At 71.3% G+C, this 14,464-nt stretch carries 14 protein-coding genes; 12 read left to right on the plus strand and 2 right to left on the minus strand.

From position 1 onward, the window contains the following. Positions 1–73 precede the first annotated feature (73 nt). The 9 genes from sufD (at position 74) to dapD (ending at position 6,514) form a co-directional block, all read left to right on the plus strand. Complete coding sequence (sufD, locus tag ABTY62_RS22000) at positions 74–1,243, plus strand: Fe-S cluster assembly protein SufD (RefSeq protein WP_352131111.1); 1,170 nt, start codon at positions 74–76, stop codon at positions 1,241–1,243. Further along, on the plus strand, positions 1,240–1,563 hold the full coding sequence (locus ABTY62_RS22005; protein WP_014180620.1) for a bifunctional 3-phenylpropionate/cinnamic acid dioxygenase ferredoxin subunit: 324 nt from the start codon (positions 1,240–1,242) through the stop codon (positions 1,561–1,563). Before sufD ends, ABTY62_RS22005 begins: the two co-directional genes overlap by 4 nt. A gap of 7 nt (positions 1,564–1,570) precedes the next feature. Continuing rightward, positions 1,571–2,338 (plus strand): Fe-S cluster assembly ATPase SufC, encoded by a 768-nt coding sequence (gene sufC, locus ABTY62_RS22010; protein ID WP_311724915.1) that lies wholly within the window; start codon positions 1,571–1,573, stop codon positions 2,336–2,338. A gap of 60 nt (positions 2,339–2,398) precedes the next feature. Beyond that, entirely contained in the window at positions 2,399–3,655 is a 1,257-nt protein-coding gene (locus tag ABTY62_RS22015) for a cysteine desulfurase (RefSeq protein WP_311724916.1), read from the plus strand. Between the two features lie 11 nt (positions 3,656–3,666). Beyond that, positions 3,667–4,131, plus strand: a complete 465-nt coding sequence (gene sufU, locus ABTY62_RS22020; protein ID WP_352131113.1) for a Fe-S cluster assembly sulfur transfer protein SufU — start codon at positions 3,667–3,669, stop codon at positions 4,129–4,131. Then, positions 4,128–4,466: a metal-sulfur cluster assembly factor gene (locus tag ABTY62_RS22025; protein ID WP_311724918.1), complete on the plus strand. Its 339-nt coding sequence runs from the start codon at positions 4,128–4,130 to the stop codon at positions 4,464–4,466. Before sufU ends, ABTY62_RS22025 begins: the two co-directional genes overlap by 4 nt. A gap of 109 nt (positions 4,467–4,575) precedes the next feature. Further along, positions 4,576–4,896, plus strand: coding sequence for a DMT family transporter (locus tag ABTY62_RS22030; protein ID WP_311724919.1), 321 nt, complete (start codon positions 4,576–4,578; stop codon positions 4,894–4,896). Continuing rightward, positions 4,896–5,471, plus strand: coding sequence for a TetR/AcrR family transcriptional regulator (locus tag ABTY62_RS22035; RefSeq protein WP_352131115.1), 576 nt, complete (start codon positions 4,896–4,898; stop codon positions 5,469–5,471). The genes ABTY62_RS22030 and ABTY62_RS22035 overlap by 1 nt, the downstream gene beginning before the upstream one ends. A gap of 44 nt (positions 5,472–5,515) precedes the next feature. Then, a complete protein-coding gene (dapD, locus tag ABTY62_RS22040) occupies positions 5,516–6,514 on the plus strand; it encodes a 2,3,4,5-tetrahydropyridine-2,6-dicarboxylate N-succinyltransferase (RefSeq protein ID WP_352131116.1) in 999 nt (332 codons plus the stop codon). 23 nt (positions 6,515–6,537) lie between these two features. Here dapD and dapA read toward each other — a convergent pair whose 3' ends face one another. Both dapA and ABTY62_RS22050 read right to left on the minus strand, forming a co-directional pair. Then, positions 6,538–7,431 carry a 4-hydroxy-tetrahydrodipicolinate synthase gene (gene dapA, locus ABTY62_RS22045; protein WP_352131117.1) on the minus strand — a complete coding sequence of 298 codons (894 nt, stop codon included), beginning with the start codon at positions 7,429–7,431 and terminating at the stop codon, positions 6,538–6,540. Positions 7,432–7,537: 106 nt separating this feature from the next. After that, positions 7,538–9,397 (minus strand): DUF8508 domain-containing protein, encoded by a 1,860-nt coding sequence (locus tag ABTY62_RS22050; RefSeq protein ID WP_352131118.1) that lies wholly within the window; start codon positions 9,395–9,397, stop codon positions 7,538–7,540. Positions 9,398–9,776: 379 nt separating this feature from the next. Here ABTY62_RS22050 and ABTY62_RS22055 point away from each other — a divergent pair, with 379 nt between their 5' ends. From ABTY62_RS22055 to ABTY62_RS22065, 3 genes are all read left to right on the plus strand, one after another. Further along, a complete protein-coding gene (locus ABTY62_RS22055; RefSeq protein WP_352131119.1) occupies positions 9,777–11,279 on the plus strand; it encodes a hypothetical protein in 1,503 nt (500 codons plus the stop codon). A gap of 189 nt (positions 11,280–11,468) precedes the next feature. After that, complete coding sequence (locus ABTY62_RS22060) at positions 11,469–12,932, plus strand: alkaline phosphatase PhoX (RefSeq protein WP_352131120.1); 1,464 nt, start codon at positions 11,469–11,471, stop codon at positions 12,930–12,932. Between the two features lie 204 nt (positions 12,933–13,136). After that, positions 13,137–14,432 (plus strand): MFS transporter, encoded by a 1,296-nt coding sequence (locus ABTY62_RS22065; RefSeq protein WP_352131121.1) that lies wholly within the window; start codon positions 13,137–13,139, stop codon positions 14,430–14,432. The last annotated feature ends 32 nt before the right edge of the window (positions 14,433–14,464 follow it).

Consider the following 14,464-nt stretch of genomic DNA (forward strand, 5'->3'; position numbering starts at 1 on the left):
CCCCCGATACCCGCGGTGGCCGTCCTCAGGGAGGGCCCAGGTACGTCACCAGAAAGCGAGCTGTACAGCTGCCATGGCTGAAACCATTCCGGCCGGATCCACCACGGACGGTGCCATCCAGGTGGGCCAGCCCACCGATGCGAGGGCCGGCGCCATCGCGTCGTACGACGTGGCCGACTTCCCGGTGCCCCACGGCCGTGAGGAGGAGTGGCGGTTCACCCCGCTGGAGCGGCTGCGCGGTCTGCACGACGGCACCGCCAAGGCCACCGGCGGGCTGCGGGTCGAGGTGATCGCCCCCGAGGGCGTCACCGTCGAGACCGTCGACCGCACGGACCCGCGCCTGGGCAAGGCCGGCAAGCCGGTGGACCGGGTCGCGGCCCAGGCATACAGCTCCTTCGAGAAGGCCTCGGTGGTCTCCGTCGCCAAGGAGACCGTGCTCACCGAGCCCGTGCGGATCTCCGTGCACGGCGAGGGCGGCACCGCCTACGGCCACCAGGTCGTGGAGGTCGGCGCCTTCGCCGAGGCCGTCGTGGTCATCGACCACACCGGCGACGCCATCCTCGCGGCCAACGTCGAGTTCCTGGTGGGCGACGGCGCCAAGCTCACCGTCGTCTCCATCCAGGACTGGGCCGACACCGCCGTCCACGCCGCGCAGCACACCGCGCTCGTCGGCCGCGACGCCACGTTCAAGTCCGTGGTCGTCACCTTCGGCGGTGACGTGGTGCGCCTCCACCCGCGCGTCATCTACGGCGCCCCGGGCGGTGAGGCCGAGCTCTACGGCCTGTACTTCACCGACAACGGCCAGCACCAGGAGCACCGCCTCTTCATCGACCACGACACCCCGCACTGCCGGAGCAACGTGGCCTACAAGGGCGCGCTCCAGGGCAAGGACGCCCACGCGGTCTGGATCGGCGATGTGCTGATCCGCGCCGCCGCGGAGGGCACCGACACCTACGAGCTCAACCGCAACCTCGTCCTGACCGACGGCGCGCGCGTCGACTCGGTGCCGAACCTGGAGATCGAGACCGGCGAGATCGTCGGCGCCGGCCACGCGAGCGCGACCGGCCGCTTCGAGGACGAGCAGCTGTTCTACCTGATGGCGCGCGGCATCCCGGCCGACGAGGCCCGCCGTCTGGTCGTCCGCGGCTTCTTCGCCGAGCTCGTCCAGCAGATCGGCATCCCCGAGCTCGAGGAGCGCCTGATCGCCAAGATCGAGGCCGAGCTGGAGGCGTCCGTCGCATGAGCCAGACCTTTGTACGCGCCTGCGCGCTGAGCGAGCTGGAAGACGACACCCCCAAGCGGGTGGAGCTGGACGGCGTGCCCGTGTCGCTCGTGCGCACCGAGGGCGAGGTCTTCGCGATCAACGACATCTGTTCGCATGCGAACGTCTCGCTGTCCGAGGGCGAGGTGGAGGACTGCCAGATCGAGTGCTGGCTGCACGGCTCCAGCTTCGACCTGCGCACCGGCAAGCCGTCCGGCCTCCCCGCGACGCGCCCCGTCCCCGTATACCCCGTAAAGATCGAAGGGGACGACGTGCTCGTCTCCGTCACCCAGGAGTCCTGAGGCACCCATGGCAACGCTTGAGATCCACGACCTGCACGTCTCCGTCGAGGCCGAAGGCGGCCCCCGCGAGATCCTGCGCGGCGTCGACCTGACCGTGAAGCAGGGCGAGACGCACGCCATCATGGGCCCCAACGGCTCGGGCAAGTCCACGCTCGCGTACTCGCTCGCGGGCCACCCGAAGTACCAGGTCACCGGCGGCACGGTGACCCTGGACGGCGAGGACGTGCTGGCCATGTCCGTCGACGAGCGGGCCCGCGCCGGCGTCTTCCTCGCCATGCAGTACCCGGTGGAGGTCCCCGGGGTGTCCGTCTCCAACTTCCTGCGCACCTCGGCCACCGCCATCCGCGGCGAGGCGCCGAAGCTGCGCACCTGGGTGAAGGAGGTCAAGGAGGCCATGGAGCGCCTTTCGATCGACCCCTCCTTCGCCGAGCGGAACGTCAACGAGGGCTTCTCCGGCGGTGAGAAGAAGCGCCACGAGATCCTCCAGCTCGAGCTGTTGAAGCCCCGTATCGCGATCCTCGACGAGACGGACTCCGGTCTGGACGTCGACGCGCTGCGCGTGGTCTCCGAGGGCGTCAACCGCGTCCGCGAGACCGGTGAGGTCGGCACCCTGCTGATCACCCACTACACGCGCATCCTGCGCTACATCAAGCCCGACTACGTCCATGTCTTCGCGGCGGGCCGGATCGCCGAGTCCGGCGGCGCCGAGCTCGCGGACAAGCTGGAGGAAGAGGGCTACGAGGCCTATGTGAAGGGCGGCGCGACGAGTGAGTGACGACGACAGGGGCCGTTTCGGCGGCCAGGGATTCGGCGCGGGACACGGAGGCGCAGGGACATGACACAGCTGCCGGGCCTCCTCGACACCGAGGCGATCCGTAAGGACTTCCCGATCCTGGACCGGCTGGTCCACGACGGCAAGAAGCTCGTGTACCTGGACAACGCGGCGACCTCGCAGACGCCGCGCCAGGTGCTCGACGTACTCAGCGAGTACTACGAGGTGCACAACGCGAATGTGCACCGCGGCGTGCATGTGCTCGCCGAGGAGGCCACGGCGCTGTACGAGGGCGCCCGCGACAAGGTGGCCGCCTTCATCAACGCGCCGAGCCGGGACGAGGTGATCTTCACCAAGAACGCCTCGGAGTCGCTCAACCTCGTCGCCAACATGCTCGGTTGGGCCGATGAGCCCTACCGCGTGGACAGCGACACCGAGATCGTCATCACGGAGATGGAGCACCACTCCAACATCGTCCCCTGGCAGCTGCTCTCGCAGCGCACGGGCGCGAAGCTGAAGTGGTTCGGCCTCACCGACGACGGCCGTCTCGACCTGTCGAACATAGACGAGATCATCACCGAGAAGACCAAGGTCGTCTCGTTCGTCCTGGTCTCCAACATCCTGGGCACGGTCAACCCGGTCGAGGCGATCGTCCGCCGCGCGCAGCAGGTCGGCGCCCTCGTCGTGATCGACGCCTCGCAGGCCGCCCCGCACATGACGATGGACGTGCAGGCGCTTCAGGCCGACTTCGTGGCCTTCACCGGCCACAAGATGTGCGGCCCGACGGGCATCGGCGTGCTGTGGGGCCGCCAGGAGCTGCTGGAGGACCTGCCGCCCTTCCTCGGCGGCGGCGAGATGATCGAGACCGTCTCGATGCACTCCTCCACCTACGCCCCCGCGCCGCACAAGTTCGAGGCCGGTACGCCCCCGATCGCCCAGGCCGTCGGCCTCGGCGCGGCCGTGGACTATCTGACCTCGATCGGCATGGACAACATCGCCCGCCATGAGCACGCGGTCACCGAGTACGCGGTGCGCAGGCTGCTGGAGGTCCCCGATCTGCGGATCATCGGCCCGACCACGGCCGAGGACCGCGGCGCCGCGATCTCCTTCACGCTCGGCGACATCCACCCCCACGATGTGGGCCAGGTGCTCGACGAGGAGGGCATCGCGGTCCGGGTCGGCCACCACTGCGCCCGCCCCGTCTGCCTGCGGTACGGAATTCCCGCGACCACGCGAGCGTCGTTCTATCTGTACTCCACCCCGGCCGAGGTCGACGCCTTGGTCGAGGGCCTGGAGCACGTTCGGAACTTCTTCGGGTAGGGGCGTGCCGCGTGAAGCTTGATTCGATGTATCAGGACGTGATCCTCGACCACTACAAGCACCCGCACGGGCGGGGGCTCAGGGACGGGGACGCCGAGGTACACCACACCAATCCGACGTGCGGGGACGAGATCACCCTCCGGGTGCGGCTCGACGGCGAGACCATCGAGGATGTGAGCTACGAGGGCCAGGGCTGTTCCATCAGCCAGGCCAGCGCGTCCGTGCTCAACGACCTGCTGGTCGGCAAGGAGCTCGCCGAGGCGCGCAAGATCCAGGAAACGTTTCTGGAGCTGATGCAGTCCAAGGGCAAGACCGAGCCGGACGACGCGATGGAGGAGGTGCTGGAGGACGCGGTGGCGTTCGCCGGCGTCTCGAAGTACCCGGCCCGGGTGAAGTGTGCCCTGCTGAGCTGGATGGCGTGGAAGGATGCGACCGCCCAGGCGCTGGGCGAGCGCGCCGAAGGGAAGATCGCATGAGTGACAACGTGGAAACGGCCGTCAAGCCGGCCAGCGAGGAAGAGGTCCGCGAGGCCCTGTACGACGTCGTGGACCCCGAGCTGGGCATCGACGTGGTCAACCTGGGCCTCGTCTACGGCATCCACATCGACGACGCCAACATCGCCACCCTCGACATGACGCTGACGTCGGCGGCCTGCCCGCTGACCGATGTCATCGAGGACCAGGCGAAGTCGGCCACCGAGGGCATCGTCAACGAGCTGCGGATCAACTGGGTCTGGATGCCGCCGTGGGGCCCCGACAAGATCACCGACGACGGTCGCGAGCAGCTTCGCGCGCTCGGCTTCAACGTCTGAGCCACACCGTCCGAGCCACACCGTCCGAGCCACACCCCGAGAGGCCCCCGCGCACCCCGCGCGGGGGCCTTTCGCGTATTCCGGTTATCCGTTGCGTACGGTCGTACGCATGGGATATCTGACGCTCGCCGGGGCGATCGCCGCCGAGATCCTGGCCACCACCTCGATGAAGTACAGCGAAGGCTTCAGCAAGCTCTGGCCCTCGCTGGTCACCGTGGTCGGCTATGTGGTCGCCTTCGCCCTGCTCGCGCAGACGCTCAAGACCATCTCGGTCGGCACCGCATACGCCATATGGGCCGGGGCCGGGACCGCCGTCATCGCGGCGATCGGCATGGTCTTCCTCGGCGAGGCCGCGACCGCCGCCAAGGTGATCGGGGTGCTGTTGGTGATCGCCGGGGTGATCGTGCTCAACCTGGGCGGGGCCCACTGATGGCCCGCCGCTACGACCCCGAGCGGAGCCGGCGCATCATCGACGCCGCGGTCGCCGTGGTCCGCGAGCGCGGCATCGCGGGGCTCAGCCACCGCGCCGTGGCGGCCGCGGCCGATGTGCCGCTGGGTTCGACCACGTACCACTTCGCCACCCTCGACGATCTGCTGGTCGCGGCGCTCCGGAAGGTCAACGAGGAGTGGCTGGCGGATGTGGAGCGCTGGGCGGAGCGCTACGACCCGGCCGTGGAACCGGCCGAGCAGCTGGCGCGCTGGGTCGAGGAGCTGTTCGCCGGGGACCGGGAGCGGCTGGTGCTGGAGTACGACCTGTATCTCTCCGCGCTGCGCCACGAGGCGGTGCGGCCGGTCGCCGCGGAGTGGGTGGACGGCATGGTCCGGGTGCTGAGGCGGCTCGTGCCCGACCCCGCCGCGGCGCGCGCGGTGGTGGCCCTGATCGACGGGATGGCCCTCCAGGCCCTGCTGACGGGCCGCCCCTACGACCGCGAGGGCACCCGCGCGGCGCTGGCCCGGATCATGGGCGAGAACGGCGACGGCGGGCCGTCCGGGACCGCTCGCTGAGACCGGTTCGCCTCCCGGGCCCGCCTCCGGTTAGCGTTCTGACCATGACCGACGCTCCCATCACCGCCAGCACCACCCACACCGGCGCAGCCGCCGCCGGTCTCGCCACCCTCGCCGAGGACGGCACCGTCCTCGACACCTGGTTCCCGGCCCCCGAGCTGGTCGCCGAGCCCGGTCCGGCCGGCACCGAGCGGCTGAGCGACGAGCGCGCCGCCGAGCTGCTGGGCGACACCGCGCTCAAGGCCCTCGGGCCGGACGCGCGCCGCGGGGTCGAGGTCGTGGCCGTCCGTACGGTCATCGGCTCCCTCGACGACAAGCCGCTCGACGCGCACGACGCCTATCTGCGGCTGCACCTGCTCAGCCACCGCCTGGTCAGGCCGCACGGCCTCAGCCTGGACGGCATCTTCGGCCTGCTGGCTAACGTGGCCTGGACCTCGCTCGGCCCTGTCGCCGTCGACCAGGTCGAGCGGGCCCGCCTCGCGGCCCGCGCCGAGGGGCTCCAGCTGGCGGTGACCGGCGTGGACAAGTTCCCGCGGATGACCGACTACGTGATCCCCACCGGGGTGCGCATCGGCGACGCCGACCGCGTCCGGCTCGGCGCCCACCTGGCCTCCGGGACCACCGTCATGCACGAGGGCTTCGTCAACTTCAACGCCGGCACGCTGGGCACCTCCATGGTCGAGGGCCGGATCAGCGCGGGCGTCGTGGTCGGCGACGGCTCGGACATCGGCGGCGGCGCGTCGATCATGGGCACGCTGTCGGGCGGCGGCAAGCAGACGATCTCCCTCGGCGAGCGCTGCCTGCTGGGCGCCGAGGCGGGCATCGGCATCTCGCTCGGCGACGACTGCATCGTCGAGGCGGGCCTGTATGTGACCGCCGGCACCCGGGTGACCGTGCCGGACGGCACGATCATCAAGGCGCTGGAGCTGTCCGGCGTCGACAACATGCTCTTCCGCCGCAACTCCGTCAGCGGCGCTGTCGAGGTGCTGCCGCGCAGCGGCTCCTGGGGCGGCCTCAACGAGGCGCTGCACAGCCACAACTGAGCAGGGCGGGCGGGCGGCCCTGGTCAGAGGCCGCCCGCCACCTTGTCGTACACGACCCGCAGCCCGTCGGTCAGCTCCCGGCCGGCGGGGAGCAGCGGGGCCCGCACCGGGCCAGCGGGCAGCCCGAGGGCGCCGAGCAGCGCCTTGGAGGTCACCGTGCCCGGGGCGCCGGCGGACATCATCCGCTCGACGAGCGGCGCGAGCGCCAGATGGCGCCGGGCCGCCTCGCCCGTCTCCCCGGCGTCGTACGCGTCCAGCACCGAACGCACCTGCGGCCCGGCGACGTTGGCCACGACGCTGACGTATCCGGCCGCGCCGATGGCCAGCAGCGGCAGGTTCAGCTCGTCGCAGCCGGAGAAGTAGGCGAGATCGGTGCCCGCCATCACCTTCGCCGCCTTCGACAGGTCGTAGGCGCTGTCCTTGACGGCCGTGATGCGCGGATGCTCGGCGAGCCGCAGCAGCGTGTCGGCGGCGAGCTCGGTGCCGGTCCGGGCGGGGACGTCGTACAGCATCACCGGCAGGCCGACGGCGTCGGCGACCGTGCGGAAGTGCTCCGCCACGGCGTCCTGCGGCGGGCGGCTGTAGTACGGGGTGACGACCAACAGACCGTGCGCGCCCGCCCGTTCGGCCGCGCGGGCCAGCTCCACGGTGTGCCGGGTGTCATTGCTGCCCACCCCGGCGGTGACCCGGGCCCGGTCGCCGACGGCCGCCACCACGGCCCGCAGCAGCGCCTCCTTCTCGGCGTCGGAGGTGGTCGGGGACTCGCCGGTGGTGCCGCTGACCACGATTCCGTCGCAGCCGCCCCGGTCCACCAGATGGGTGGCCAGGCGCTGTGCGCCGTCGAGGTCGAGGGCGCCGTCCGCGCCGAACGGGGTGATCATGGCGACGGCGGTACGGCCGAAGGGGCCCAGGGGCATGGTGTGACACTCCGTGTGGCAGGGGTCGGTGGCTTCCTGCGCTGGATTCTGGGCCCCTTCGCCGTACAGGTCTATTTAATTGTGCTGGCCGGACACTTCAGCAGCGCTACGGCTTCACTCGGGTGATCTGCGGGTCGTGGTCGCTGGACTGGTCCGCGAACTCCGCGTTGATGTGCACGATGTCGTAGTCGGGGCGGCGCACGGCGCGGCTGGTGAGGATGTGGTCCAGCACCTGCGAGTTGCCGTTGTAGACATAGCCGTAGCGCTCGTTCTCCGGCAGCGCGGTGACCAGGTCGGTGAGCACCCCGCCGGCGGTGAGATCGGCCAGCGCGGGCGAGAACTGGTAGTCGTTGAGGTCGCCCACGACCACGACCCGGGCGCTCGGGTCCACGCCCAGCAGCTTTTTGACGAAGGCGTTGACCACCCCGGCCTGGCCGGTGCGCTGGGTCTCCGAGCGGCGGGCCGGGGGCTGGAACCGGCTGTCCAGGCCCTGGTCGCCGCCCTTGGAGTTGAAGTGGTCGGCGATGACGAAGACCGGGCGGCCGCGGAAGGAGAACTGCCCGGCCAGCGGCTTGCGGCTGTCCTTCCAGACTGGGTTCGCCGGGTCGATGCGGCCCGGGGAGGCCGACAGCCCCGCCCTGCCGTGGTCGTCCGTCACCCGCACGGGGGTGGTGGCGCCGCCGCCCGCGACATCGGTGAAGGAGACCCGCGCGGGGTTGAAGAGGAAGGCCACCCGGATGTTGCCGCCCGGCTGCCCGCCGTCCTGGTCGTCGACCGGGTCGATCTGCCGCCACTCGTACGCCGGGCCGCCGGCCGCCGCGATCGCGTCGGTGAGCTTCTTCAGCGTCTGCCCGGCGCTGGTGACCGCGTCGTTCGTCGGGCCGTTGTCGTCCTGGACCTCCTCCAGGGCGACGATGTCGGGCGTGGCGAGATTGCGCACCAGGCCCGAGGCGAGCCGGTCGAACTTGGTCTGCGCGGTCTTGGGGGAGAGGTTCTCCACGTTGTAGGTGGCGATGGACAGTTCGTCGGCCTGCTGTGTGCGGGTGGTCTCCCGCGCCAGGTTCCCGTCCGCGAGCTGCCCGAGCGCGGTGGCCTGGATCTCGTATCCGCCGAAGCTGTCGTAGTCCAGCGGCCCCTCGGTGGTGCCGGTCAGCTTGTCGCCCACATCGGCGACGGGGAAGGGGCGCTGGGTGAACGGGATGAGGGAGCCGACCTTGACCCGGCCGGAGTTCGGGTCGCCGTACGAGCTGTAGAGCGCGCCGCCGCGCGCGGTCCGGGAGTGGCCGGGCTCGGCGGTGACCCACAGATCGTGGTACGCGGAGGTGGGGCCCACGACCGGGGCGTCCTTGACCGAGACGCGCATTCCTTCCAGAGCCTCGTAGCGGTCCAGGGCGTACGAGTTCGGGCGCAGCCGCAGCCCTTCAATGTTGCCGCTGTTGCCGCTGCCGCCGCCCGGTGCGTCGGGCGCGTAGCGGTCGGGGACGGCGGAGGGGGTGAGGGCGAAGGCCGCGGGCAGGGCGTTGCCCGAGGAGTCGACCGTCCAGGTCGCCCGGGTGAGCTCGGTGACCGACTGAAGCCCCGCGCCGGTGCCGCCCGGGTAGTGCTCGCCGACCGTCCCGGAGACCCGTACCGCGTCCCCGACGGCGACCGACGGGGTGGTCGAACCGGTGTGGACGAAGATCCCTTCGCTGGTGGCCCGGTCCCGGTCGGGGTGCGGGTCCTGGAACCAGAAGCCGCGGGCCGAGCCGAAGGCGCGGATCGCCGTGACCGTGCCGGGTACCCCGGACACCTGCTGGTCCGCGAACGGGGAGATCCGGGTGGAGCCCTGGATGTCATGGATCCGTACCTCGACGGCGGCGGACGCGGACTGCGGGGCGATGAGCAGCCCGGCCGCGAGGGCGGCGGCCAGGACGGCGGTGACGGTGGCGGTGACGGTGGCGGGTCCGCGCGGGGCGCGTGGGGACATGGCGGTGCCTCCGATGAGGAAAGTGCGGAGCTGAACACAGGCGTTGTGGTGGCGACGGAACAATCCTCTACGCGCGTCAATGTCTTTCGTCGCCCGTGCGGTTGTCAAGGAACGGCTGGTGTACGGCCAGGTCAGGAGTGAACCGGCGCACGGCGCGGCGCCCGTCGCGCTCCGGCGCACGGGGTCGCGGCCGTCCATGTCCGACGGCGGATGGTCGGCCAAAATCACGGGCTGCCGCCCCCGTGGTGGCACATCGGGACGAAACCGCCTCACCTTCCGTCTAGGCTGGGACCGGTCGCGCCCGCAGTGCCGCGCCCCTCTCGAGCAACACCCTTCCAACTCGTCTGCTTCATCCGCTCCCGAGGAGATGACTCCGCCGATGCCCGGAGACCGCCCCACCATGCCGCCCGTGCGGCTTCACTCCGAGGCCGAACTCGCCAGGGACGCCCTCGCCGCCCCGCTGCTGGCCCGCGCCGTGCGGCTTGCCCGCTGGGCCGGACCGCGCAGGGCGGTCGCGGCGGGCGGCGTACTCACCGAGCCCGACCTGCGGGCGGCGGCCGAGCACCTGGGGCTCGGCGCCGACGAGGAGGGGCCGGGTTACGCGGCGGAGGCCTGGCAGCTGGCCGTCGACACCGGGCTGATCGAGGTCCAGGAGCCCGCGGCGGAGACCGGGGACGCGGACGCCGGCCCGGAGCCGGGCGAGGACGGGGTCACGGGGATCGCCACCCCCGGCGAGGACCTGCGGCTGATCACCGAGGGCAGCCCGCGGGACATCCTGGACATCTGGCTCGGCGGCTTCGAGACCGTGCTCGCCGACGCCGCGGCCCCCGACCTCGCCGAGATCGTCGAGCAGATCGGCGACGACGGCGAGCTCGACCTCGACGCGATCGACTGGGACCCCGAGGAGGAGGCCGACTTCCTGGACGGGGTGCTGGGCAATCTGTATCTGCTGACCGCCCTGGACGAGGAGGACTCCGGCCGCGCCGTGCCGCTGCCCGCGCTCGCCGCCGCCATGATCGTCCCCGATGACATGGAGGAGCCCACCGACGACATCCTCGAGGAGATCTCCGAGGCGATGGTGCGCCTCGACGATCAGTTCCGGATGCTGGAGCCGACCGGCCTGGTCGAGTACCAGCCCGTGGACGAGGCGCTGATCGAAGAGGTCGACGGCGAGGGCCGCTTCCCCGAGACCACCGAGTCGCGGCTCGACCCCGACGAGGACGACGTCTCCCGCTACGGCATGGTGCGGCTCACCCCGCTCGGCGTCTTCGGCGTGCGCAGCCGCATGCTCGACGCCGGCATCGACGCCCCGGTCGTCGGCGACCTCGCCGACAAGGGCGCGGAGATCCTGCTGGACGCCCTCCCCGGGCACCCGGAATCGGCCGCGCGCGCGGAGGCCGAGCAGTGGCTGGCGCGCCGTACGCCCGACCAGGCCGCGGGCGAGCTGCTGGCCGCGGCGCGCGGCGACGACGAGGGCGCGCCGCTGCGCCGACTGGCCTGCCAGCAGACGCTCTCGCTGGTCGGGCCCGCGGCCGAGCCCGCGCTGCGCGAGGTGCTCGACGACCGCCACCTGGGCGGCCTGGCCCGGGTGTGGCTGGCCGAGCGCGCGATGCCGGAGATCCCGGAGCCGTCCGAGGAGATGGTGTTCTGGCTGACGGTGGACACCATCGCGGCGCAGCTCGCGGCGGACGGCGACTCCGCCGAGCTGCGGGATCTGGTGCGCGGCCTGGTCGAGCAGTCGGATACCTTCTTCGACTCGGTGTGGCGGGTGGACCACCCGGCGACGGCTGAGGTGCTGGAGGCGATGGGGCGGCTGCACCCGGACAAGAGCGCCGCCAAGCAGGCGCGGAAGGCGGCCTTCAAGGCGCGTTCGCGCGCCTGACAGGTGGCCGGCGGCGCCGGCCGGGGTGTGGGATCGGGCGTCGGAGGGGTCCGCGAGCGGTGGTGAGCGGTTCAACCCGTCGGCGCCAATCCGTCCGTCGATGTCGCGTCCAGTTCAACTGTTGTTCGACCGGGGGCGGGAGCGTATGCGCGCAGTCGGTGGACAGATCTGGCCAATCAGGAGACGAAGATGCCGCTCAGCCGCAGAGACTTCGCGAAGAGTTCCGCGTATACCGGTGCCGGGGTCGCCCTCGTCGGCAGCGCCGGCGTGCTCGCCACCGCCCCCGGCGCGCTCGCCGCCGAGCCCACCGAGACCACCGAGACCGCCGACGCGGCGGCCGAGCGGGGCGGCTCCCGGCTCGGCTACGGTCCGCTCATCGCCGACCCGAAGGGCCTCCTCGCCCTGCCCGCCGGCTTCAGCTACCGGGTGATCACCCGCACCGGCCAGACCAAGCTGGAGTCCGGCGAGTCCACCCCCTCCAACCACGACGGCACCGCCACCTTCGAGGGCACCCGCGGCGCCACGCTGCTCGTCAACAACCACGAGCTGAAGGGCCCGCGCGCCGACTGGCCGCACCCGGTCCCGCTGATCGAGGGCCTGGTCTACGACCCGGCGGCCTCCGGCGGCTGCACCGTCGTCGAGGTCTCCAAGCACGGCGACCACGTCACCGAGTGGGTCGGCATCGCGGGCACGTCCACCAACTGCGCGGGCGGCAGCACCCCGTGGGGCACCTGGCTCACCTGCGAGGAGACCGAGGACAAGGCCGGCAAGAACGGCATGACCAAGGACCACGGTTATGTCTTCGAGGTCGACCCGCGGGACCGCCGGGCCAACCGCGACCCCAAGCCGATCAAGGCGCTGGGCCGCTACGCCCACGAGGCGGTCGTCGTGGACTCCAAGCGCGGCCACCTCTACCTGACCGAGGACGCCTCCGGCCCCAACGGCCTCTTCTACCGCTGGGTCCCGCCGCGCGGCTTCGAGCACGGGCGCGGCAAGCTGGGCACCCTCGCCGACGACGCGGGCGTGCTCCAGGCCCCCAAGTGCTTCGACTCCGGCGGCAATTTCGTCGACGACCTGTCGCGCGCGACCCAGACCGGCACGGTCTACGGCGTCGACTGGGTGGATGTGCCCGACCGCGACGCGAAGTCGGTCTCGGTGCGCAAGCAGTTCGACGTCGGCCAGGTCACCCGGGCGCGCAAGCTGGAGGGCATGTGGTGGGGCGACGGGGGCGCGTACATCGTCTCCTCGTTCGCCCGTGAGGAGAGCCCGGTCGCGCACGACGGCCAGGTGTGGTTCTACGACCCGAAGCGGCGCACCCTCACCCTGAAGGTGCTGCTCGGCGTCAACCCCGACCCGTCCAAGGACGGCGCGTTCGACGGCCCCGACAACATCACCGTCTCGCCGTACGGCGGCCTGGTCATCGCCGAGGACGGCGAGGGCGTCCAGCACCTCTTCGGCGCCACGGACGACGGCCGCACGTACCCGATCGCGCGCAACGAGCTGAACATCGGCACCGCCGAGGAGCCGGCGTACAGCGAGTTCACCGGCGTCTGCTTCTCGCCCGACGGTGACACCCTCTTCGCCAACATCCAGGAGCCGGGCATCATGCTGGCCATCACCGGCCCCTGGCGCCGCCAGCGCTCCCGCGGCTGATCTTTTCCCTCTCCCCGGCTCTGCATCGCTCTTCCTTCCGCCCCCGTTCCCGCCGCCCGGCGGTAGCGGGGGCGGTTCGCGTCTGCGCGTGTGCGCGAGTGTGCGCGAGTTGCAGAGAATATTTTGCATAGGACCCTTTGCAAAGGAAGCTCTGCAACATAGGTTGTCTCGGTACGTCGAGCGACGAAATGGGCGGGGAAACGGATGAGTGATGAGAGACGGGTCGGTCTTCTGCGCCGGCACCGGGACTTCCGGCTGCTGTGGTGCGGGGAGGCCGCGGGGAAGTTCGGCTCCTCCGTCACCTCCGTGGCGATGCCGCTGATCGCCGTCTCCACCCTGGATGCCACCACGCTGGAAGTCGGGGTGCTGAGCGCCTCCGCCTGGCTGCCGTGGCTGGTCATCGGGCTCCCCGCCGGGGCCTGGGTGGACCGGATGCGCCGCAGACCGGTCATGCTGACCGCTGCCGCGGTGTCCTTCCTGCTGTTCTCGGTGATTCCGGTCGCGGCGTGGACCGGCCGGCTGAGCGTCGGCCTGCTGGTGGTCATCGCGCTGCTGACGGGCACCGCCGCGGTGTTCTTCCAGACCGCCTACAGCGCCTATCTGCCCAGCATTCTCGCCCCCGAGGACCAGGCGGAGGGCAACGCGAAGCTGCACGGCAGCGCGTCAGCCGCGCAGATCGCCGGTCTCGGTTCCGCCGGTCTGATCGGGCAGGTGGCGGGCGCGGTGAACGCGATGTTCGCCAACGCGGGGACGTTTCTCGTCTCCCTCGTCTGCCTGCTGGGCATCCGGCATCGCGAGCCACGCCGCGACCGGGCGGCCGTCCGCCCCAAAGCCTTGCTCGGCGAGGTCGGCGAAGGGCTGCGGCTGGTCGCCCGCGACCCCTGGATCCGCACCCTGACGCTGTTCGCAGCCACCTCGAACCTGGCGCTCATGGGCTATCAGTCGATCCAGGTCGTCTTTCTCGTCGACACCGTGGGCCTGGCGCCCGGAGCGGTCGGCGGAATCATCGCGGCCGCGGGGGCGGGGGGCATCGCCGGGGCGTTCATCGCGCGCAGGGCAGCCGGCAGGATCGGGACCGCCCGCGCCACGCTGCTGTTCGAGCTGGGGTTCGCGATCTTCGCACTGCTCATCCCGACCGCCTCCGCCGGAGCCGGGCTCCTGCTCTTCGCCATCGGCGGATTCTTCGTGTCGGCGGGTGTGGTGGCCGGAAACGTCATCAAGGCGAGCTTCCAGCAGCGCTACTGCCCGCCGGAGCTCCTCGGGCGCCTCACGGCGAGCACGTCCTTCCTCAACTACGGAACGATCCCGCTGGGCGCGCTGCTCGGCGGATGGCTGGGCACCGTCTTCGACCTCCGCACAGCCATGTGGATCACGACGGCCGGAGTACCGCTGGCCGCGCTCATCCTCGTCTTCTCTCCCATCGGGCGCTCGCGCGACCTGCCGACGGCCCCCGTATCAAGACCCGGCAGGACGGTCCGGTCGGCCGCGGAAGCCGTCTGAAGACACGGCCGCGGCGGGGCAGCGGCACGACT

Source organism: Streptomyces sp. NPDC097640 (assembly GCF_040302705.1).
GTDB lineage: Bacteria > Actinomycetota > Actinomycetes > Streptomycetales > Streptomycetaceae > Streptomyces.